Below are 22,018 nucleotides of genomic sequence, written 5' to 3'. Positions count from 1 at the left end.
GAGAACAACGTGCAACATGATAGGCCGGGCAAGTTGAGAGGCATGTTGATGGATGCTTTCAAACAAGATTGGAGCACGTTGAAGGCAAATGGCATCTCAAAAATTGAATTGCGCTTGATGGCCGACCTCGCGGCCAATGCGCTATAGCTTTCTTGAATGTGCAACCGTCGTGCACCACGAGAAATTTTATTTTCCGCGCAAACAATCCTGCGGTGCAGAAAAAACTCGGTTTTTTTTGACTTGCAACCCTGCAGCGCAGAAAAAAACTCGGTTTTTTTTTGACTTGCAACCCTGCGGCGCAGAAAAAACTCGGTTTTTTTTGACTTGCAACCCTGCGGCGCAGAAAAAACTCAGTTTTTTTTGACGTGCAACCCTGCGGCGCAGAAAAAACTCAGTTTTTTTTGACGTGCAACCCTGCAGCGCAGAAAAAACTCGGTTTTTTTTGACGTGCAACCTTGCGGCGCAGAAAATCCCGAGGCACTACTGCCAACCGACCTTTTCGGCAACGGTGGAAAAACATTTTCGCGGTGGTTGCACCTTCGTTGTTGCAAAAAGAAAAATCCGCAAACATTGTGTGTGTCTGCGGATTCTTTTTTAGGTGTGCTCCACGAGCCTACGAATTCATCGAGAGCAGGAACTCGTCATTGTCGCGCGTGTGCGCCATTCGGCTGTGAATAGCGTTCATGGCTTCGATGGGATTCATGTCGCTGATGAATTTGCGCAATATCCACATGCGGTCGAGCGTGGTCTTGTCTTGCAGCAAATCGTCGCGGCGGGTGCTCGAAGCCACGAGGTTGACAGCCGGGAAGATGCGCTTGTTGCTGAGCGAGCGGTCGAGCTGCAGCTCCATGTTACCCGTGCCTTTGAATTCCTCGAAAATCACTTCGTCCATCTTGCTGCCCGTGTCGATGAGGGCCGTTGCGATGATGGTGAGCGAGCCGCCACCTTCGATGTTGCGCGCTGCACCAAAGAAGCGTTTGGGCTTTTGCAGGGCGTTGGCATCCACACCACCCGTGAGCACCTTGCCGCTGGCGGGGCTCACCGTGTTGTAGGCGCGGGCCAAACGGGTGATGGAGTCGAGGAATATCACCACGTCGTGACCACATTCCACCATGCGTTTGGCCTTTTCGAGCACGATGCCGGCAATTTTCACGTGGCGTTCGGCCGGCTCGTCGAAGGTCGATGCAATGACTTCTGCATTCACCGTGCGCGCCATGTCGGTCACTTCCTCCGGGCGTTCGTCGATGAGCAACATCATCAAGTAGGCCTCGGGGTGATTGGCTGCGATGGCGTTGGCAATGTCTTTCATCAAGATGGTCTTACCCGTCTTGGGTTGTGCCACGATGAGGGCGCGCTGACCTTTGCCGATGGGCGAGAACAGGTCGACGATGCGTGTAGAGAGATTGGTGGTGCGGCGGTCGCCACAGAGTGTGAATTTCTCTTCGGGGAAGAGTGGGGTGAGGTGTTCGAATGGCATGCGATCGCGCATTTCGGCAGGGTCGCGGCCATTGATTTTGTCGATGCTGGTGAGTGGAAAATATTTTTCGCCTTCATGGGGTGGGCGCACGTGGCATTCGATGACATCGCCCGTTTTCAAACCGTGTTTCTTGATGATGTTGGCGGTGATGTAGACATCGTCGGGCGATGAGAGGTAGTTGTAGTCGCTGGAACGCAGGAAACCGTAACCGTCGGACATCACTTCGAGCACGCCGTTGGCGCTGATGAGATTGGTAAAATCAAATTTCTCCTCGGTGGGTCGGGTGGGAGCCTGCCGTTGAAAGCTCTGCTGGTTGGCCATGCCGATGGTGGGGTTGTCAAACATGTCGTAGTTGGGCACCGCACCTTGATCTTCGATAGGGATGTCAACGGCGATGATAAAGTCTGTACCATTGCCGGGGTCGCCCTCCCAAACACCGGCGCGCGTTTCTTCAGGTGCGGTCTTCCGCTCCTTGCCGCGGTCTTTGATTTTGGCTTGCAGTTGCGCCAACAGATCCTCTTTCTCGCTGTCGTTATCGCTGTTGGCTGCCGTGTTGAATTGTGCTTCGGGAATGGCAAACTCGGGGATGTCTGCCTGCTTTTGCGTTGCAGCCGTGGTTTCAGGCGCATCATTCGCAGCCTCTTTTTCGGCAGCCTCGGCGGTTTTAGCTTCCGCAACATTTTCTTCTGCGGCCGAACTTTCGGTTGTTTCTTCCGCATCAGGTGCCTTTTGTGCAGCTTCTGCAGCAGCAATGATTTCAAGTTCTTTTTTCGATTTCCGTCCTCTGTGTTTGGGCATCGTGGCCAAAACCTCTTCGGGGTTCTCGGCCTTTGTGTTTTCTTCAACAGTTTTTGCTTCCATATCAGTTTCATTAAAGAGCGATTTCTGCTCCAAATTGGTTGCCTTTTTCTTTGTGTCGAGATTTTCTCCAGCTTTTCCTTTCACGCTATATACGTGGTCAGACTCCTTTTTAGCAATGCGTGTGCGTTTTCTTTTCGTTGTCAAGGGGTTTTTGTTTCCCTCTTCAATCGCTTGCTTGTCGAGTATCGCATAAATGATATCCTCTTGGCTATCATTGGCATGAATTGTTGCACCTAAGCCTTCTGCGATTACTTTTAAATCCGGAATGCTTTTAGGTAATAGCTCATCTTTACTATACATATCTAATTGTATGTGAAAATATTTTGTTGATGGAATAACGTTTCACGGATGGAAACGCCTTGTTTTTAATTGCTGCAAAGGTAAATAAAATATTTGTATGTGCAAAAAAAGAGCCTGCTTTTTTCAAAGCAGACCCCCTAATATGAAGTGAAAAAGAATGATTATTCGCCTTTTTCCATCTTAGCTTTCAAATCAGCCAACACGTCTAAGTCGCCTAAAGAGGTTCCGGCTGTTACGTTGTTGATTTGAGCAGCTGCGTCGCCCTTGTGCGCACTGTGCTTGCGTGCGGGCTTCGTTGCAACGACATCGTCCTTGCCTTCTTCAAATGTGCGGCTGTGAGAGAGGATGATACGCTTGGTATCTTTCACAAACTCTATTACCTTGAAGGGCAGTTCTTCACCAAGTTGTGCTTGCGAACCATCTTCCTTCACGAGGTGTTTGGGTGTTGCAAAACCTTCACCACCTTCGTTCAATGTAATGACTGCACCCTTGTCCATGAGCTGTGTAATCTTACCTACGTGCACAGAACCTGGGGTATAGAGTGTCTCATAAGTATCCCAAGGATTGTCTTCGAGCTGCTTATGGCCAAGGCTCAAACGGCGATTTTCCTTATCGATGTCTAAAACAACTACTTCGATCTCATCCCCTACATTGGTGAATTCTGAAGGATGCTTAACTTTTTTCGTCCATGACAAGTCGCTGATGTGAATTAAGCCATCAACACCTTCTTCGAGTTCAACGAAGATACCAAAGTTGGTGAAGTTGCGAACCTTTGCAGTGTGCTTGCTACCTACAGGATATTTCACCTCAATAGCCTCCCAAGGATCTTCCTTCAGTTGCTTGATACCTAAGCTCATCTTGCGCTCATCGCGATCGAGCGTCAGGATAACTGCCTCAACTTCGTCGCCAACATGCAAGAAATCTTGTGCTGAACGGAGATGCTGACTCCATGACATTTCGCTCACGTGGATTAAGCCTTCAACGCCGGGTTGAATTTCAACAAATGCACCATAGTCAGCAATTACAACAACTTTACCTTTCACATGGTCGCCCACTTTGAGGTCGGGACTCAAGGCATCCCATGGGTGAGGAGTGAGTTGTTTCAAACCAAGTGCAATGCGCTTCTTGCCTTCATCGAAGTCTAAGATAACGACATTAATCTTTTGGTCAAGTGCAACAACCTCATGAGGATCGCTTACGCGGCCCCAAGAAAGGTCGGTAATGTGAATCAATCCGTCTACACCGCCGAGGTCAACGAATACACCATACGAAGTAATATTCTTCACTGTGCCTTCGAGCACCTGACCCTTCTCTAAGTGAGAAATAATTTCTTTCTTCTGTGCTTCCAACTCAGCTTCAATCAAAGCCTTGTGAGAAACAACAACATTGCGGAACTCTTGGTTGATCTTAACTACTTTGAATTCCATGGTTTTGCCCACGAATACATCGTAGTCGCGTATAGGATGAACGTCAATCTGGCTTCCGGGCAAGAATGCTTCAATACCAAATACATCGACAATCATACCACCCTTCGTGCGGCACTTGATATAACCCTGAACAATATCTTCGTTCTCAAGGGCAGCATTCACTTCATCCCAGCTCTTGTTGAGACGAGCTTTCCTGTGAGAAAGCATCAACTGACCTTTCTTGTCTTCTTGGTTTTCAACAAAGACTTCAACTTTGTCACCAACTTTCAAATCGGGGTTATAACGGAATTCTGAAGCTGGAATAATACCATCGCTCTTGTAACCGATGTTTACCACAACTTCTTTCTTGTCGAGTGCAATCACGGTGCCCTCTACTACTTGATGCTCCTGAATTTTATTCAGGGTTTCATCATAGGCCTTTTCAAGGTCTTGCTTGCTGACATTTGCTTGGGTACCATGCTCAAATTCGTCCCAATCAAAGTCTGCCAACGGTTGTACGTTCTTTAAATCTGACATAAAAATAATAAAAAATTTAATTAATAAAGTTAGACTTTATGTGAATTGTGGCACACCATATTATAATAGGTGTGCTCGAAAACGCCTGCAAAGGTACATGAATTCGTAAGAATGCTATGCTTTTGCACTTTATTTTTCTTGGCGAAAGCAGTTATTTAACTTTTTTTATTTCTATTCTGTGCTTATTCTTTCTGAATAGTTCGCCTATTCCGTTGAAATCTTTTTTCAGAATAAAGCCAATGCCTTGCGTGTTCAAACTATTGCGAGTGAAATAGCGATCATTGGTTTGATTGTACATTCTGATGGCGAAATTACCATTCGGAAACAGCAAGTAGCGCAAATCAAAATCGCCAATGAAACTGGTTGTTGCGTTGGCATTGTCACGATAACCAAACTGACCATTGAACAAAAGGCGGTTGTTTAAAAGCCTACCACTTAGGATTCCTTCATATTCAGCATTGTTCCATCCTTCGTCACCTGTTGATATATTGGCTCCGAAATTCCAGTTGGTGTTGTTGATGACGCTACTCAACACATTGTTAATTTGTTGGCTTACTGTTCCGCTGAGAATGCTCTGCATGGCCAAACTGGTTTTGCTTTGTCCGGTCTCCGTGGCTGCATTGTTCGATGCTTGGGTATAGAATCGGCCTATAGCCAACAGATAGAGCACCTGCTGATTCATTTCTTCTTCACTATTGATGAGGCTTAAAACCATTTGTTTTGCATCGCTGTTGAGTGTTGGCAAATCGAGATTAAAGTCTAATTTTGGGGCAGCAGGCGTCCCGGTGATATTCATTAAGCAGTTTACGCGGATGTTGTTATTGGCAAAACTGCGACCAATATTTAAATCGGACAGACTAACTCCTTGCACCGTATATTGCGCCTTGAGGTTTAATGCAGCATGATAGGGGTCACCTCCGAAGCTGATTGTTCCTCCGGGTATAAAGCTGAAATCGCGTTTAATGGCGTTTTGTATGGTGAGCTTATACATGCCATTGTCGACAAGATAATTGCCATACATATCAAATCCACCTTTATTATAATAGGTGGCGCGAATACCTCCAGAACCGTGTAGTGTGATGTTGTCGTCTGTAGCTTTGTCCATAAGCAGTTTTATGGTGGCATCAGGTGTCATGTTGATGAGGAAATTAATGTGCATATCCGATGGAATATCCGACTCCTCATCTGCATTTTGTTGTGGTTTATTTTGCACCATTTGCAATGCTTCCTGCTCTCTGTCTCGCCAATGAATGAATTCTTGGTCGGCAATCGCCGTTGGACTGGCCACATTATATACAATCTGTGTACCTTGATTCGGACGTGCATCTATGTTGATATCCACGTTTCCAGGCCGACCTTTGATGTCACATCGTCCCGTTGCATAGGCTGTTCCATAAAACGTGTTGTTGCCAAATTCGTGGGTATCATAGACCAAAAGGTTGTGTGCTTCAATCGTACAGTCGTAACTCATTTGTGTGAGATGTTGGTGATGGAGCACCCCATAGAGCACCCCATGATGGCCATCCTTGTCGTAGAGCGTGTCATTCATGAGATAAATCTCATCCGGAATGGCATGCATGTGCGCATCTTTCAGTGTATATTCTGTGTTGAGTGTGCTCAGATGTGCCTTCCCATTGACGATGGCATCGCCCGATAAATTAATGTTACTCAGCGGCCCTGCCACTTTGAAATCGCCTGAAGCATAGCCCTCTATGCGGTCAATAAAGCTGTCACAAAAGCTCTTTAAAAACGCTATGCGGGTGTTGTTGGCGGCAATATTGAGATCAATATAATTTTTAGTAGGCGACACATAGCCCCGAATATTCGTCAGTGCAAGCATCGTCGTGGTGCGATTGTCCTGCGTAAGTGTGTCGTGTGCTGTGGCATCAATATCAATTTGTTCGGCCTTATCATTCCAAGTTGCATTTGCAAGGAGTGTGCCCATGCGCCCTTCTTGGAATTTAAAATCACTAATTTTAAATGTTCCTGCAGCCTGAGGCTTCGTAAAAACGTTAGAGACATGTGCACGCCCTGTTGCCTTTCCGCTAAAGTCTACTGCGTGGAAGTTTACCAAATTAAGGATGTAGGCCACGTCAATATTTTTTAATTCGGCCGTGATAGAATCATTTGAATGGGGCGTAGCCTCACCTGCAATGACAATATGTTGGTCGTCGTGCACTACTGCAAAATGGTCGATAGTCAGGTGCTTTGCCTGATAGATGATGTCGCTGGGCTGCACTTTCCATGCGGTTTTGTCAACCCATATATCGGAAGGATGGATGCGGATATGTGCTGTAGCTAACTTTTGATGAGTGAAAAATGTGGCTTCACTGCGCAGCGAACCCCATATACTTTTTCCTTTAAGATTTCTCCAGGTGAGGATAGAATTCAGTTTGTTGTCGGCGGCATTGGCTTGCACATTGAGATAAACCCCATGCCCGGTTTCGTCAACTTTCCGCGTTTGGATATTGGCTTTCAGTGTGTCTTGCAATGCAGAAAGGTACAGATAGCCTCGCTCAAAGTGTTGTCCGGCATAGGTAAACGAGGGCATTTGCGCTAAGATGTCCATTAAATGGTGTCTATCATTCACCATCATATTGAGCCGAAGAGGCTGTTGCAGGTCTAAATCTATGTCGAATACTTGTTGCAACCAATCGCTTTTTTGAATATTGGCTTCAAATGTAAAATCATTTGTTTTTATTTTCTTGTAATGTGGCAGCCCGGGAAGGGTGGGGAGTTTTGTAGCAATAATGTTGGTGATACTGTTGGAAAGTGTGGCATAGTCATAGTTTCCTTTTAAACGCATCTGTCCGAAATCGCTGTCTAAACGAATGGTATGCACACCCTCTTCGGTGCCCGCTTGCAAGGTCAAGGCATTGAGATGATAATGCTTATTGGGGGCTTGCATGTCAAAATCTTTGACACGTATGCTACCCAATGCGGTGTTAAGGTTGTGCCCTTTGATATTGGCATCTATTTGCATGCCGAAAAAAGCAGTAGGGATTTGCTTCGAAAGTTGCAGAGATTGTGGGTTAAAGTGCGCCACATTGGCTTGTAATTTGGCATTAAAAAGTTTACCCATGTTGCTAAATGAACCATTAAGGTGTATTTCTCCATTGGGATCATTCATATCAAACTTCCCATCAAAGTTCATCTGACGGTTCTTTTTTTCTATGGCTGCATTCAGTGAAATGTTGTGATAGGTGTATTGGTTGTAATCAAACAGGTCAATCACACCTTTCGCTTTCACCCCCAGTGCGTTGCCCTGCCAGTAACCATCGGCATCGAGTTGTGCTTTAAAATTGCCAAACTGGGCATTGTTTGTAATTCTCCCTAAGGCTATTCCGGTTGTTTCGATGTGTCCTTTAAAACGATTGCTTTGTAGGTTCACCGCCAATTTGGCATTCCCTGCATCGGTATGGAGGTTGCCTTTTAGCGCGATGTTTTCGTGATGTCCATCTAAATCGCCTTTAAAATAAATGTTTCCCAATCGGGTAATCTCAAGCGGAATATGGAATTGTTGTCCTAAATTGTCCACCATAAACTGAATGCCATTAGCGCGCAAACTGAGGGTGTTAATGTGCCCCTTCCATTGCAGATTGTTTTGCCAATTACGCATTGTTCCGTTGGCAGAAAGGTAAATGCTGGAGCCGGAAAGATGCAAATGGTGTACACGAAGTGAGGAGCTTGTGCCACTAATCCCTGTTGATACGTCTATTTTTTTAACGAAAGGGCGTAGTGCAGGCAATAAGAACGCAAAGTCGCAAGGGCGAATGTAGGAGGGTGAGAGGGTGAGGTTATAGGTCAGTGTGGGCAGGGCTAATTGCTTGTTTTCAAACTGATAATGTGCGATGCCGTCTTTTATGCGGATACATGTGCCGGGCATATCGATGTTGAGATAGCTCAGGCGGGCTTCTTTTTTGTTGGCTTGTAGTTTTGTTGTCAACGCGTTGAGGTGCATACCACTGGCTTCATCAAGTGCCAAACGCTTGATTTGCAAGTTTAAGCTATCGTTGGTTAGGGTGTTAACCAAGATATGTGCGCTGAGGTTTGTAATGTACAGATGCTTTAAATTGAGTTGTCCAATGGTCTTTGGTGCATCTTTTTGGTGATAGATGAGCGTGCCATTGCGAATAATTAATGAGCCAATGGTAACATCAAGTCTCGACTCTTTTTGTGGCTCTTTCGAGGCAAGTGAATCGAGAACAAATTGATAATTGGGCTTGCTGTGGGCTGTTTGGCGATAGGTGTTGGCAGTAGCACCAAATAATTGTGCAGAAGAAATGGAGACCTTTCCTTGTAGAAGCGATAAAATATTAACCTTGATGGATGTGCGTGATGAGGTTAATAACTTCTGCTGTTGCTGGTCGTAAATGGTTATTCCGTCAAGAATAATGCGATTGAGAAAGCCTAAATTAATCTCCTGGATTTCGACTTTTGCACCTAATTTCTCTGCAAGTGCATCGCTTGTTACGTTGCCGATACATGTTTTTACAGCAGGGATGTGCAGCAATATAACCAGTAGGAAATATAGACCCGCCATGGCCCATATTACACTATTGACAATATGTTTAAGTCGTTTCAGATGCTTTCCCCCTAATTTTGTGATGTTGCAAAAATACATGAAAAAAGGAATATACGGGAATAATTTGACTTTTTTTCTTTCCTTTATGCTTATTTTTCCTTAATTTTGCACCGGTTATTTCGACTGATTTGAGGAAATGAAAAATAATATTATATAAAATAGTTATGGCAAATGTAATTAAGTTGCGTAAGGGCTTAGACATTCACCTAACGGGTAAAGCGAAAAGTGTTCAGGTAACGCCACTCAAGAGTAAGCAATATGCTGTGGTTCCTGATAGTTTTGGCGGTGTTATTCCGAAGGTTCTTGTGCGCGAAGGCGATCGTGTTAAGGCTGGAGACGCATTGTTTGTGAATAAGAAATATCCTGAAGAAAAGTTTGCTTCTCCCGTAAGTGGTGAGATTACGGCTGTCGTTCGCGGTGATCGGCGTAAGGTTTTAGCCATTACCATTCAGGCAGATGAGACACAAGATTATGTGGATTTCGGTCGGCGTGATGTCGAGACGCTCACAGGAGATGAGGTGAAAAAAGCGCTGTTGGAAGCGGGTTTGTTTGGCTTTATTCAACAATTACCTTATGCTGTGGCAACGACCCCCGATACCTTGCCGCGTGATATTTTTGTTTCGGCTTTCCGTGATATGCCTTTGGCTGCCGATTTCGAAGTGGAGTTGCAGGGCAATGAAGCTGCGTTTCAAGCTGGTTTGACGGCTTTGTCGAAGATGCAAACGACTCATTTAAGTGTGCATAAGTGTCAAACTGCAACCGCTTTGTTTCAAGCAAAACAGGTGGAGTTGCATGTGATAGAGGGGAAATGCCCTGCAGGAAATGTGGGTGTTCAGATTAATCATATTGCACCTGTGAATAAAGGTGAGGTCGTTTGGACGGTTGATCCCGCGGTGGTCATTATGATTGGCCGCTTGTTTTTGACGGGGAAGGTAGACCTTCGCCGTGTAATAGTCGTGGCAGGAAGTGAGGTCAATCATCCAACCTATGTAGAAGCGTTGGTGGGTACCCCTTTGGCTGTTGTTTTAGATGGGCAACTTAAGCATACAGAGCATGTGCGTATCATCAATGGCAATCCGCTAACGGGTGCAAAAACGACACTTGAAGGTGCTGTTGGTGCGCATACATCAGAGGTTACTGTTATTCCGGAAGGAGATAACTTGCACGAGATGTTGGGATGGATTTTGCCTCGCTTTCGGCAGTTTTCTACCTCGCGAAGTTACTTCTCTTGGCTGTTAGGTAAGCGTGAATACAATCTTGATGCACGTGTAAAGGGCGGTGAACGCCACATGATTATGAGTGGTGAGTATGATAAAGTGCTGCCGATGGACATCTATGGTGAGTATTTGATTAAAGCAATTCTTGCTGAAGATATTGATAAAATGGAACAATTAGGCATTTATGAGGTGAGCCCTGAAGACTTTGCTTTAGCGGAATTTGTTGATTCTTCGAAGTTGGAACTCCAGGCCATTGTGCGTCGTGGACTTGACATGTTGCGCAAAGAGAATGCTTAACGTAAACGAATATAAATCATGATGAGTTTAAGAAAATATCTCGATAAGATTAAACCCAACTTTGATGCGGGTGGAAAATTACACGCTTTCCAAAGTGTGTTCGAAGGGCTTGAGACCTTTTTGTTTGTTCCTAACACCACTGCAACGACAGGAACGAATATTCATGATGCTATTGATTCAAAGCGAATCATGAGCTTTGTGGTGATTGCTTTGCTTCCGGCGTTGCTTTTCGGAATGTATAATGTGGGCTATCAGAATTATCTTCTCGCAGGAAAATTGGCGGAAGCATCGTTTTGGAGTATCTTTTTCTATGGCGCATTGGCTGTTCTTCCGAAAGTTGTCGTGAGCTATGTCGTTGGTCTTGGAATTGAATTTGCTTGGGCACAATGGAAGCATGAAGAGATACAAGAGGGCTATTTGGTGTCGGGTATCATCATTCCTTTGATTGTTCCCGTGAGTTGTCCATTATGGATGTTGGCATTGGCCTGTGCTTTTGCAGTTGTTTTTGCAAAAGAAATTTTTGGCGGAACGGGTATGAATATTTTCAATGTAGCGATTGCTGCACGTATGTTCCTGTTCTTCTCTTATTCTAATGCTATGACGGGTGACCGTGTTTGGGTTGCTAATCATTCCCTATTAGGTTTAGGAAATGACCTGCCTGATGCTTTAACAGCTGCAACACCGTTAGGTGAGTTGGCTGTAGGAGCACTTCCACACGCTTCTATTGCCGATATGATTATCGGTTTCATCCCCGGTTCTATCGGCGAGACGAGTGTCATTGCGATTGCTATTGGTGCAGTTATTCTTTTGTGGACGGGTATTGCAAGCTGGAAAACCATGGGTGCTGTGTTCTGTGGAGGGGTTGTGATGGCGTTGTTATTCCATGCGTTGGGCATGACACCTGTGCAGTGGTATGAGCATATTATCTTAGGTGGTTTCTGCTTTGGAGCAGTGTTTATGGCCACCGACCCGGTGACTTCAGCACGCACCGAGACGGGAAAATACATCTATGGTTTCCTTGTTGGCGCGATGGCTATCATTGTCCGTGTGATGAATCCCGGTTTCCCCGAAGGCATGATGTTAGCGATATTCTTTGGAAATATGGTGGCTCCGTTGATTGATTATTGTGTAGTGCAACGCAATATCTCACAGCGTGCAAAACGACTAATGAATAAATAAAGGCAATGAAGACGAATTCTAATTCATATACAATTATCTATTCTGCCGTAATTGTTGTTATTGTGGCTTTCCTTTTGGCCTTTGTTTTTCAGGGGTTGAAACCACAACAGGATGCCAATGTGGCGTTGGACAAGAAAAAGCAGATACTCAATGCGCTCAATATTCGTGATTTGAGCAATGAGGTGGCCGATAAAATCTATAAGGAGGTGGTTGAGGCCGATGAGATTATTGACGCACAAGGCCATGTGTTAAATGCAGGAAAGCCCGGTGGCGAACAGGCTGGTTTTAAACTGGAAAGCAAGGATTATAAGGCAGGTCGACTTGCTTTATATGTTTGCAAGGTGAATGGGCAGCGCAAATATGTCATTCCTGTTTATGGAATGGGACTTTGGGGACCTATTAGTGGCTATATTGCTTTGAATGAAGACAAGGCCACTGTTTATGGTGTTTATTTCAACCACGAGAGCGAAACCGCAGGATTGGGTGCAGAGATTAAAGACAATGCGGCATGGCAAGCCAAGTTCCAAGGCAAGAAATTGTTTGCTGGAGACAATGACAAGGCCATTGCTTTAGGTGTTGAAAAGAAGGTTGATGACCCCGCAACACAGGTCGATGCAGTCACGGGTGCAACGCTCACCAGCAATGGAGTGCGCGACATGTTGCACGAAGGGCTGAGCAAATATTTGGTATTTTTGAATGAACATTCCTCTAATCAATAGTGAAACAAATGAGCTTATTTAGTAAACAAAATAAAGAGGCCTTTATCAATCCCCTGAATTTGGATAATCCCATCATGGTTCAGGTGCTTGGTATTTGTAGCGCCTTAGCCGTAACGTCACAACTAAAGCCCGCCATCGTGATGGGGCTTGCCGTTACCATTATCACTGCTTTTTCGAACGTCATCATCTCATTGATACGCAAAACCATTCCATTGCGCATCCGCATTATCGTGCAGTTGGTGGTTGTGGCAGCCTTGGTGACTATCGTGAGTCAGATTTTAAAGGCTTTTGCCTATGATGTGAGCGTGCAACTGTCGGTTTATGTCGGTTTAATTATCACCAACTGCATCCTGATGGGGCGTTTGGAAGCTTTCGCCATGATGAACAAACCTTGGCCGAGTTTCTTAGATGGTTTAGGCAATGGCTTGGGCTATGCCATGATTTTGGTCATCGTGGGTGCTGTTCGCGAACTCTTAGGTCGTGGCAGCCTGTTGGGTTTCCAGCTCATTCCGCAATCGGTTTACGATGCCGGATATATGAATAATGGTATGATGACGATGCCTGCCATGGCGCTCATTCTGTTGGGATGTGTCATTTGGGTGCATCGTGCTTATATCTATAAAGAAAAATAAAACAAGACGAAAAGATGGAACATATCATATCATTATTTTTCCGTTCGATATTTGTCGACAACATGATTTTCGCCTTCTTCCTCGGCATGTGCTCGTTCCTTGCCGTGAGTAAGAACGTGAAAACCTCTTTCGGTTTGGGCATGGCCGTCACCTTTGTGCTGTTGGTCACGGTGCCTGTTGACTATTTGTTGCAAACCAAAGTCTTAGGGCCCGATTGTCTTATCGAGGGTGTTGATTTGTCATACCTCAGCTTCATTCTCTTTATTGCCGTGATTGCCGGCATCACACAGCTGGTTGAAATGAGTGTCGAGAAATATTCCCCTTCGCTCTATTCGGCTTTGGGTATTTTTCTTCCGCTGATAGCCGTGAACTGTGCTATTATGGGAGCGTCGCTGTTTATGCAACAACGCATCAACCTCGATCCAAGCAACACGCAGTATATCGGCAATGTTGTCGATGCCATTGTCTACGCCATCGGTTCGGGTTTCGGTTGGACCTTAGCCATCGTCCTCATGGGTGCCATTCGCGAGAAGATGCAATACAGTGATGTGCCCAAGCCACTTCAAGGGCTCGGCATCACCTTCATCACCGTGGGACTAATGGCTATGGCGATGATGGTATTCAGTGGCTTAAAAATTTAATTCAGAACTATGGGAGAATTTATACTATATAGCATCGGAGTATTTTTAACCATCATACTCCTGTTGGTCATCATCCTGCTCATCGCGAAGAAATATCTCAGCCCCAGTGGCAATGTGGAGATAGTCATCAATGGCGACAAGAAAATCAACGTGCCCCAGGGCAGCAGCGTGATGACGACGCTCAATGAAAACGGCATCTTTTTGCCATCTGCCTGCGGTGGAAAAGCAAGTTGCGGGCAATGCAAGGTGCAGGTGTTAGAAGGTGGTGGCGAAATCCTCGACTCGGAGCGGCCCCACTTCTCGCGCAAGGAAATCAAAGACCATTGGCGATTGGGCTGTCAGTGCAAGGTGAAAGGAAACCTTTCGCTGAAAGTGCCTGAGAGTGTCATGGGCGTGAAAGAATGGGAATGCACCGTCATCTCCAACAAGAACGTCAGTTCGTTTATCAAAGAGTTTAAGGTGGCCTTGCCCGAAGGCGAGCACATGGACTTCATTCCGGGTTCGTATGCGCAGATTAAGATTCCCGCTTACGACTGCATCGACTATGACAAGGACTTCGATAAGGCGCTCATCGGCGACGATTACATCGGCACGTGGCAAAAGTTCAACCTCTTTTCGCTCAAGGCACACAATCCCGAACCCACCGTGCGCGCCTATTCTATGGCCAACTATCCGGCCGAGGGCGACATCATCACCCTCACCGTGCGCATCGCTTCAACACCTTTCCTGCCCCGTCCGCAAGTGGGCTTTCAGAATGTGCCCACGGGCATCGGCTCATCCTATATCTTCTCACTCAAGCCGGGTGACAAGGTGCTGATGAGCGGACCTTATGGCGATTTCCACCCCAATTTCACCTCGGGCAAAGAGATGATATGGATTGGTGGCGGCGCAGGTATGGCACCGTTGCGGGCACAAATCATGCACATGACGAAGACCCTGCACACCACCGATCGCGAAATGCACTTCTTCTATGGTGCGCGCGCACTGGTCGAAGCATTCTTCTTGGAGGACTTTTGGGAATTGGAGAAAGCGTTTCCCAACTTCCATTTCCACCTTTCGTTAGATCAGCCCGACCCGAAGGCCGATGCCGCCGGTGTGAAGTATTATGCAGGGTTTGCCGTGAATTGCATTCGCGACACCTATCTGAAGAATCACGAAGCGCCCGAAGACTGCGAATATTATCTTTGCGGTCCTCCCATGCTCATTAAGACGGTCACCGACTATCTCGACAGTTTGGGTGTGGAGCAAGATGCCATTATGTACGACAATTTTGGATAAATGGTTATATGTATGCAGGCGGTCAACAAGCAAAGGTTTGTTGGCCGCTTTTCTTTGTCTGCCGAATGGCCGCTGCAACGCTGCAATAGCTCATTTTGCCCGAACAGCTGTTTTTCTCAAAAACATGCGATTGTCAACCCCCGAACGACTGTTTTTCTCAAAAACATGCGATTGTCAACCCCCGAACGACTGTTTTTCTCAAAAACGAGTGAGCGTCAACCCCCGAACGACTGTTTTTCTCAAAAACGAGCGATTGTCAACCCCCGAACGATTGTTTTTCTCAAAAACGTGCGATTGTCAACCCCCGAACGGGTCGTCGCAACGATGTAACAGCTCATATTGACCCCCGAATCGACTGTTGCAATGATGTAACAGCTCATATTGACCCCCGAATCGGCTGTTGCAAGGCGCAACAGCTCATATTGACCTCCGAATCGCTTGTTGCAAGGCGCAACAGCTCATATTGACCCCCGAATCGGTTGTTGCAAGGCGCAACAGCTCATATTGACCCCCGAATCGGTTGTTGCAAGGCGCAACAGGTGTTTATTCGAAGCATGCGACGCGAGCAACAGCATTTTTGCACTGTTTGCTCCACTTTTAGCACACAATAAACTTTGGTTACAAAGTTTTAAGTGCCATTTTTACAACCTATTTATATTATTGTTATCTTTGCAAAAATTTTTGAAAGAGGTTTATGAAGAGCGTATTCAGTTTATCATGCTTCGTGGCTTTATTAGCGTTGTGGGGCTGTCATTCCAAGAAGAATCAAGAAGTGGTTCCTGTTTACACGGCCACCACGCCGTTAGTAGACGATATCTCGTTGCCGCAGTCTTATGTGGGTAACATTGTTTCGCTGCGCAACATCGATGTGCGTTCGCAGCAGGATGGCATTTTGCAAGATGTTTATGTGGGCGAGGGGCAGGCTGTGAAGGCCGGTCAACTGCTGTTTCGCATTGCCATTTTGGGGGCCAACGAAGAGATTGCGAAGGCCAAGGCCGAGGCTGAGCAGGCGAAGATTGAATTGCAAAATGCTACGACGCTCACCGAGAATAAAATTGTTTCGACCAATGCGCAGCGCATGGCTCAGGCTAAATATCATAGTGCCGCGGCCGACTACCGATTGGCTTTGTTGCACAAGCGACCCTCGTTCGTTCGTGCACCTTTTGCCGGTGTGCTGGGGCGCATTCCCAACAAGCCCGGCAGTTTGGTGGAGCAGGGGACGTTGCTCACCAATCTGTCGGACAATAGCAAGATGTTGGTTTATTTTAATATCTCAGAAACCGATTATTTAGATTATCGGCTCCATCCCGAACGCTATACGCAGTCGCCGCTTCAGCTGGTGTTGGCCAATGGCGATGTGTTTCCTGCCCGGGGCAAGGTGCTCGACATCTCGGGACAGTTCGACCGTGCTACCGGCACCATTTCGTTGTGTGCCCTCTTCGGCAATCCGCAAAATCTGCTGCGCGATGGCGAAACCGGCACCGTGAAACTCTTTGTACATAAGAAACAAGCCTTGCTGATACCGCAGATTGCCGTTTACGAACAGCAGGATCGCAAATATGTGTTTGTGGTTGATCAGCACAACGTGGCGCACCAGCGAGCTATCAAAATTGCGGCCGAGGGCACCGGTTTCTATCTTGTTTCGTCGGGCTTGCACCCCACGGACCGCTATCTTGTCGATGGCATTCAGAAGGTGAACGAAGGCGATAAGGTGCGCCTGCGGGTGGTGTCGCCAAAGGAAGCAATGAAGTTGGGTCAATTAAACGCAGAATAGGATGTTTAAAATCTTTATACGCCGGCCGGTGCTTTCCATTGTTGTCTCGCTGGTCATTGCTTTCGTTGGTGTGCTGTCGCTGTTCAATCTTCCCATCACCCAATTTCCGTCAATATCGCCTCCCAAGGTGAATGTGGTGGCCGATTATCCCGGTGCCAATAACGAATTGTTGGTGAAATCGGTCATCATTCCGTTGGAGCAGGCTTTGAATGGCGTTCCCGGCATGAAATATATTGAGAGCGATGCAGGCAACGATGGCGAGGCCGAGATCAATGTGGTGTTTAAATTGGGCACCGACCCCAACGTGGATGCCGTGAATGTGCAAAACCGTGTGTCGGCAGCCACCAACAAATTGCCACCCGAAGTGATTCGTGAGGGGGTGAAGATTTCGCGCGAGGAGCCCAATATCCTCATGTATATCAACCTCTACAGCGACGATCCCAAGGTCGATCAAGAGTTCCTCTTCAACTATTTCGATATTAATATTTCGCCCGAGTTGCTGCGTGTTGATGGTGTGGGCGACCTCGATATTCTTGGCACGCGCGACTATGCCATGCGTGTTTGGCTGCATCCCGACAAGATGATGGCCTATGGTTTGTCGACCGACGATGTGAGCGACGCCTTAGAAGACCAAAACATTGAGGTTTCTCCCGGAAAGTTGGGCGAGAGTGGAGGCTTGCGTCCGCAGGCCAAGGAGTTTGTGTTGAAATATCCGGGACGTTATACCACCGCGGCTGAATATGGCAATATCATTATCAAGAGCAACAGCGATGGACAGATGGTGCGTTTGAAAGACATTGCCGACGTGCATTTAGGCAGCGAAGTCTACGACATTTATTCCACGCTCAATCGGCGTCCGTCGGCAGCTGTGACGTTGAAGCAAGCCTATGGCAGCAATGCGCGCAACGTCATCACACAAGTGAAAGCGGCCATGGCGCGTTTGCAAAAAGATATGCCCAAGGGCATGCACTATGAGATTAGCTATGACATCAGCCGTTTCTTAGATGCCAGCATCGAGAAGGTGGTGCACACGCTGTTCGAAGCCTTTGTGCTGGTAGCCATTGTGGTGTTCATCTTCTTGGGCGACTGGCGTGCATCCATCATTCCCGTCATGGCCGTTCCGGTGTCGTTGCTGGGCAGTTTCATCGCCATGTTAGCCTTCAACATCACGCTCAACATGATTTCGCTCTTTGCGTTGGTCATGGCCATTGGTATTGTGGTCGACGATGCCATTGTGGTGATTGAAGCCGTGAATGTGGAAATGTCGCGCAACAAGCTGTCGCCGGTCGAGGCCACTGAGAAAGCGATGAAAGAGATCAGTGGCGCCATCATAGCCATCTCGCTGGTCATGGCTTCAGTATTCATCCCCGTGGCGTTCATGGGTGGCCCCGAAGGCATGTTCTATCGGCAGTTCTCCATCACGATGGCTTCAAGCATCCTGTTCTCGGGCTTTGTAGCACTGACGCTGACGCCCGCACTCTGCGCACTCATCCTCACCAAAGAGCAAGAGAACCATGTGCAGAAGGGCTTCATCGGGCGGGCACTGCAACGTTTCAACGCGCAGTTTAATTTGGGCAGTCTCAAATACGAGCGACTCATTCGTCGCACCGTCACGCACAAAGCCTTCACCATGGGTGCCATTCTGCTGTTCTGCCTACTGGCCTATTGGGTGAACATGGGGCTTCCGTCGGGCTTCATTCCGCAGGAAGACCAAGGTATGATCTACGCTGTGATTGAAACACCGCCAGGTGCAACCATCGAGCGCACCAACAAAGTGGCGCAGCAGTTGTTGAAGATTGCCGAACAAGAGGATGGTGTGGAGAGCGTCTCGTCGTTGGCCGGCTTCGAAATTCTTTCTGAAGGAACGAGTGCCAACTCGGGCAGCTGCTTGATTAATCTGAAGGATTGGAAGCACCGCAAGCGCACAGCCAAGCAGATTATTGCCGATTTAGAGGAGAAATGCAAACGCATCACGCAAGCCAACATCGACTTCTTCGAGCCACCTTCAATACCAGGTTATGGTGCAGCCAGCGGCTTTGAATTGCGCCTGTTAGACAAGACAGGTAACAACGATTATCACGAGATGGAGCGCGTGAGCAAAAACTTTGTGGCAGCGCTCAACAAACGCCCCGAAATAGGTAATGCCTTTACGTTCTATTCGGCCAGCTATCCGCAATATATGCTCCATGTCGACGACGCTTTGGCGCTGCAAAAAGGGGTGGAGCCCGGCAAGGCGCTCAACAATCTCTCGGTGCTGGTGGGCTCGGACTATCAAACGGGTTTCATTCGTTTTGGTAAACCCTATAAAGTGATTGTGCAAGCGGCGCCGCAATATCGCGCCTTCCCGTCTGATTTGCTCAACCTCTATGCTAAGAACAATGATGGACAGATGGTGCCCTATGCCGCATTCATGTCGCTGAATAAGGTTTATGGTATGAGCGAAATCACGCGCCACAACCTCTATAATTCGTCGGAAGTGACGGGTGCACCAGCTGCAGGCTATTCCAGTGGGCAGGCTATGCGCGCCATACAAGAAGTGGCGCAGCAGAACTTGCCGAAAGGATTTGACTACGACTGGGCGGGCATCTCGAAGGATGAGGCCGACCAAGGCAACACCGCCATTATCATCTTCATCGTCTGCTTGGTGTTTGTCTATCTCATTCTAGCTGCACAATACGAGAACTTCCTCCTCCCGTTGCCCGTCATTATCTTCTTGCCCGTGGGCATCTTCGGTGCCTTCCTGCTGCTCAAGCTCTGCGGCTTAGAGAACAACATCTATGCGCAAATCGCCTTGGTGATGCTCATTGGCCTGCTGGGTAAAAATGCGGTACTAATGGTTGAATATGCGGTGCAGCGCAAGAACCTCGGCACACCGATTGCCGAAGCCGCCATTGCTGCTGCTGTCGCACGTTTCCGCCCCATCCTCATGACGAGCATCGCCTTCATCGCAGGCCTCATTCCCTTGGTGTTGGCCTCTGGAGCCGGTGCCATTGGCAACCGCACGATTGGTACAGCTGCCGTGGGCGGCATGGTGATCGGCACGTTGGGCGGGCTGCTGCTCATTCCCGGCCTCTATTACATCTTCGCCAACATGGCCGACAAACTGGTGAACTACCAAAAGGAGAAGCCACTGAGCGAAGAGAAAGACAAACGTTATACAAAGGATTTAGAACAAAAGTAATTCGCATGACTCTTCATCAATGTCCCCGCATTGCAACGGCGCTTGCTGCCTTGTTGGTACTGGCATTCACAGCCTGCAAGACACCGCAAGCTACGCAGCCCAAAGACACGTTGGCTAAATTGCCGCCAACGCCCACCGACACACTCACACCCTTGCCCGCCTGGCGCGACTTCTTTCAAGACGCTACGTTGTGCAACCTCATCGACACGGCGCTGCACAACAACCGCGACCTCAAAATCATGCTGCAAGAGTTGGTCATTGCCAAGAGCGCCATTGCTGCCAAGCGCGGCACTTTGCTGCCCACTGTGACGGCCAATATTGGTGCCGGTGTGTCGAAGGTGGGGCGTTATACGGCCGAAGGAGCAGGAAACGTGGGCACGGAGCTCACGCCTGGGCACAACATCCCCACGGTCATCCCCGACTTGGCGCCGTCGCTGCAGGTGGATTGGACCATTGACCTGTGGCAGAAACTCAACAGTGGCAAGCGGGCGGCCGTGGAGCGCTTCTTGGCTTCGCAGGCTGGACAGCGGGCCTTGCGTGGGCAGTTGGTGGCCGATGTGGCTGAAAACTACTACACTCTCCTGGCTTTAGACAGCAAGTTGGCCGTGGTGGCGCAATACATCACTTTGCAGCAAAAGGCCGTCAAGCTGGCGCGTATACAGAAGGAGGCCGATGCCGAAACGCAGTTGGGCGTGGAAAAGTTCGAGGCCGAGTTGGCCAAGGCACAGGCCGACGAATGGCAGTTGCGGCAGGCCGTAGTGGAGACCGAGACCCATCTCAACTTGCTCTTAGGGCGTTTCCCCGCGCCGATTGTGCGCCATGCCGGCGACTTCTTGCAGCTCGCGTTGCCTGCCACCGTGCGCATCATGCCTACGCAGCTGTTGTTGCAGCGGGCCGATGTGCAGCAGGCCGAGCACCAATTGCGTGCAGCTAAATGGGATGTTGAGGCGGCGCGCAAGGCCTTTTTGCCCTCGCTCAACCTCTCGGCGGCCTTGGGCTTAGACGCTTTCAACCCCAAATACCTGGTGCGCACGCCCGAGTCGGTGGCCTTCAGCGTGCTGGGATCTTTCACGGCGCCGCTCATCAACCGGCGTGCCATTCAGGCCGATTTCGAACAGGCCAATGCCTTGCAGATTGAGGCGCTCTATAATTACGACAAGGCGCTGCTCACAGCGTGTGGTGAAACCCACACGTTGCAGGCCAAATTGCGGAACCTGGCGCACTATGCCCAGCTGAAACAGCAGCAAGACTCGGCGTTGCAACGTGCTGTCTCAGCCGCACAACAGCTCTATTTCAACAACCGCGCCTCCTATCTCGACGTGTTGGATAGCGAGCGCGACCAGCTCGATTGTCAGATGGAGCGTATCGACACCCAACTGCAGCAACTCTCGGCTGCTGTCGAGGTCTACCGCGGCTTTTTCTAACCGAGAGTACGTCGCAGAGGCAAAATGCAGTGTAAACGATAGCACGAACTACTGCACGGAGGCAAAATGCAGTGCAATCGATAGCACGAACCACTGCGCGGAGGCAAAATGCAGTGCAAACGATAGCACGAACCACTGCACGGAGGCAAAATGCAGTGCAAACGATAGCACGAACCACTGCGCGGAGGCGAAATGCAGTGCAAACGATAGCACGAACCACTGCGCGGAGGCAAAATGCAGTGCAAACGGTAGCGCAAACCACTGCGCGGAGGCAAAATGCAGTGCAAACGATAGCACGAACCACAGCACGGAGGCAAAATGCAGTGCAATCGATAGCACGAACCACTGCGCAGAGACTAAAGTGCAGTGCTTCGCGTCACAAAACACATTCGCTCTTTGGCCACGCACTCAAAATTTAACGAAAACTATGCTGCCGAGGCGCGTTGAAATCCAGAATTTCTTTCTACCTTTGCCACCCATTAAAGAAGACTGCAAAAAACTTGCTGCGGC

The 22,018-nt window shown here is 48.1% G+C and carries 12 protein-coding genes; 9 read left to right on the top strand and 3 right to left on the bottom strand.

Annotation, left to right across the window (positions count from 1 at the left end; genetic code table 11):
* Positions 1 to 613: 613 nt before the first annotated feature.
* From rho to HMPREF9431_RS04980, 3 genes are all read right to left on the bottom strand, one after another.
* On the bottom strand, positions 614 to 2,638 hold the full coding sequence (gene rho, locus HMPREF9431_RS04990; RefSeq protein WP_004380071.1) for a transcription termination factor Rho: 2,025 nt from the start codon (positions 2,636 to 2,638) through the stop codon (positions 614 to 616).
* Between the two features lie 161 nt (positions 2,639 to 2,799).
* On the bottom strand, positions 2,800 to 4,581 hold the full coding sequence (rpsA, locus tag HMPREF9431_RS04985) for a 30S ribosomal protein S1 (RefSeq protein WP_004380069.1): 1,782 nt from the start codon (positions 4,579 to 4,581) through the stop codon (positions 2,800 to 2,802).
* 151 nt (positions 4,582 to 4,732) lie between these two features.
* Entirely contained in the window at positions 4,733 to 9,124 is a 4,392-nt protein-coding gene (locus tag HMPREF9431_RS04980; protein ID WP_004380067.1) for a translocation/assembly module TamB domain-containing protein, read from the bottom strand.
* A 206-nt stretch (positions 9,125 to 9,330) separates the two neighbouring features.
* Here HMPREF9431_RS04980 and HMPREF9431_RS04975 point away from each other — a divergent pair, with 206 nt between their 5' ends.
* From HMPREF9431_RS04975 to HMPREF9431_RS04935, 9 genes are all read left to right on the top strand, one after another.
* Entirely contained in the window at positions 9,331 to 10,680 is a 1,350-nt protein-coding gene (locus HMPREF9431_RS04975; RefSeq protein WP_004380065.1) for a Na(+)-translocating NADH-quinone reductase subunit A, read from the top strand.
* A 21-nt stretch (positions 10,681 to 10,701) separates the two neighbouring features.
* On the top strand, positions 10,702 to 11,859 hold the full coding sequence (locus HMPREF9431_RS04970; protein WP_040561142.1) for an NADH:ubiquinone reductase (Na(+)-transporting) subunit B: 1,158 nt from the start codon (positions 10,702 to 10,704) through the stop codon (positions 11,857 to 11,859).
* Positions 11,860 to 11,864: 5 nt separating this feature from the next.
* Complete coding sequence (gene nqrC, locus HMPREF9431_RS04965; protein ID WP_004380063.1) at positions 11,865 to 12,578, top strand: NADH:ubiquinone reductase (Na(+)-transporting) subunit C; 714 nt, start codon at positions 11,865 to 11,867, stop codon at positions 12,576 to 12,578.
* Positions 12,579 to 12,586: 8 nt separating this feature from the next.
* Complete coding sequence (locus tag HMPREF9431_RS04960) at positions 12,587 to 13,210, top strand: NADH:ubiquinone reductase (Na(+)-transporting) subunit D (RefSeq protein WP_004380062.1); 624 nt, start codon at positions 12,587 to 12,589, stop codon at positions 13,208 to 13,210.
* Positions 13,211 to 13,224: 14 nt separating this feature from the next.
* Positions 13,225 to 13,851, top strand: a complete 627-nt coding sequence (nqrE, locus tag HMPREF9431_RS04955; protein ID WP_004380061.1) for an NADH:ubiquinone reductase (Na(+)-transporting) subunit E — start codon at positions 13,225 to 13,227, stop codon at positions 13,849 to 13,851.
* 9 nt (positions 13,852 to 13,860) lie between these two features.
* Complete coding sequence (nqrF, locus tag HMPREF9431_RS04950) at positions 13,861 to 15,129, top strand: NADH:ubiquinone reductase (Na(+)-transporting) subunit F (protein ID WP_004380060.1); 1,269 nt, start codon at positions 13,861 to 13,863, stop codon at positions 15,127 to 15,129.
* 694 nt (positions 15,130 to 15,823) lie between these two features.
* Positions 15,824 to 16,903: an efflux RND transporter periplasmic adaptor subunit gene (locus HMPREF9431_RS04945; RefSeq protein ID WP_004380058.1), complete on the top strand. Its 1,080-nt coding sequence runs from the start codon at positions 15,824 to 15,826 to the stop codon at positions 16,901 to 16,903.
* A gap of 1 nt (position 16,904) precedes the next feature.
* Positions 16,905 to 20,084 (top strand): efflux RND transporter permease subunit, encoded by a 3,180-nt coding sequence (locus tag HMPREF9431_RS04940; RefSeq protein ID WP_004380057.1) that lies wholly within the window; start codon positions 16,905 to 16,907, stop codon positions 20,082 to 20,084.
* Between the two features lie 5 nt (positions 20,085 to 20,089).
* Positions 20,090 to 21,508, top strand: a complete 1,419-nt coding sequence (locus tag HMPREF9431_RS04935) for a TolC family protein (protein WP_004380056.1) — start codon at positions 20,090 to 20,092, stop codon at positions 21,506 to 21,508.
* Positions 21,509 to 22,018: the final 510 nt, after the last annotated feature.

It is taken from the genome of Segatella oulorum F0390 (genome assembly GCF_000224615.1).
Taxonomy (GTDB): Bacteria; Bacteroidota; Bacteroidia; order Bacteroidales; family Bacteroidaceae; genus Prevotella; species Prevotella oulorum.
The sequence above is the reverse complement of the archived record's forward strand: the minus strand, read 5'-3'. Positions and strand labels throughout refer to the sequence as shown.

What these genes read in the sequence shown, in the direction of transcription:
- rho (WP_004380071.1), bottom strand. Translation starts at nt 2,638, where the DNA reads ATGTATAGTAAAGATGAGCTATTACCTAAAAGCATTCCGGATTTAAAA.
- rpsA (WP_004380069.1), bottom strand. Translation starts at nt 4,581, where the DNA reads ATGTCAGATTTAAAGAACGTACAACCGTTGGCAGACTTTGATTGGGAC.
- HMPREF9431_RS04980 (WP_004380067.1), bottom strand. Translation starts at nt 9,124, where the DNA reads ATGGCGGGTCTATATTTCCTACTGGTTATATTGCTGCACATCCCTGCT.
- HMPREF9431_RS04975 (WP_004380065.1), top strand. Translation starts at nt 9,331, where the DNA reads ATGGCAAATGTAATTAAGTTGCGTAAGGGCTTAGACATTCACCTAACG.
- HMPREF9431_RS04970 (WP_040561142.1), top strand. Translation starts at nt 10,702, where the DNA reads ATGAGTTTAAGAAAATATCTCGATAAGATTAAACCCAACTTTGATGCG.
- nqrC (WP_004380063.1), top strand. Translation starts at nt 11,865, where the DNA reads ATGAAGACGAATTCTAATTCATATACAATTATCTATTCTGCCGTAATT.
- HMPREF9431_RS04960 (WP_004380062.1), top strand. Translation starts at nt 12,587, where the DNA reads ATGAGCTTATTTAGTAAACAAAATAAAGAGGCCTTTATCAATCCCCTG.
- nqrE (WP_004380061.1), top strand. Translation starts at nt 13,225, where the DNA reads ATGGAACATATCATATCATTATTTTTCCGTTCGATATTTGTCGACAAC.
- nqrF (WP_004380060.1), top strand. Translation starts at nt 13,861, where the DNA reads ATGGGAGAATTTATACTATATAGCATCGGAGTATTTTTAACCATCATA.
- HMPREF9431_RS04945 (WP_004380058.1), top strand. Translation starts at nt 15,824, where the DNA reads ATGAAGAGCGTATTCAGTTTATCATGCTTCGTGGCTTTATTAGCGTTG.
- HMPREF9431_RS04940 (WP_004380057.1), top strand. Translation starts at nt 16,905, where the DNA reads ATGTTTAAAATCTTTATACGCCGGCCGGTGCTTTCCATTGTTGTCTCG.
- HMPREF9431_RS04935 (WP_004380056.1), top strand. Translation starts at nt 20,090, where the DNA reads ATGACTCTTCATCAATGTCCCCGCATTGCAACGGCGCTTGCTGCCTTG.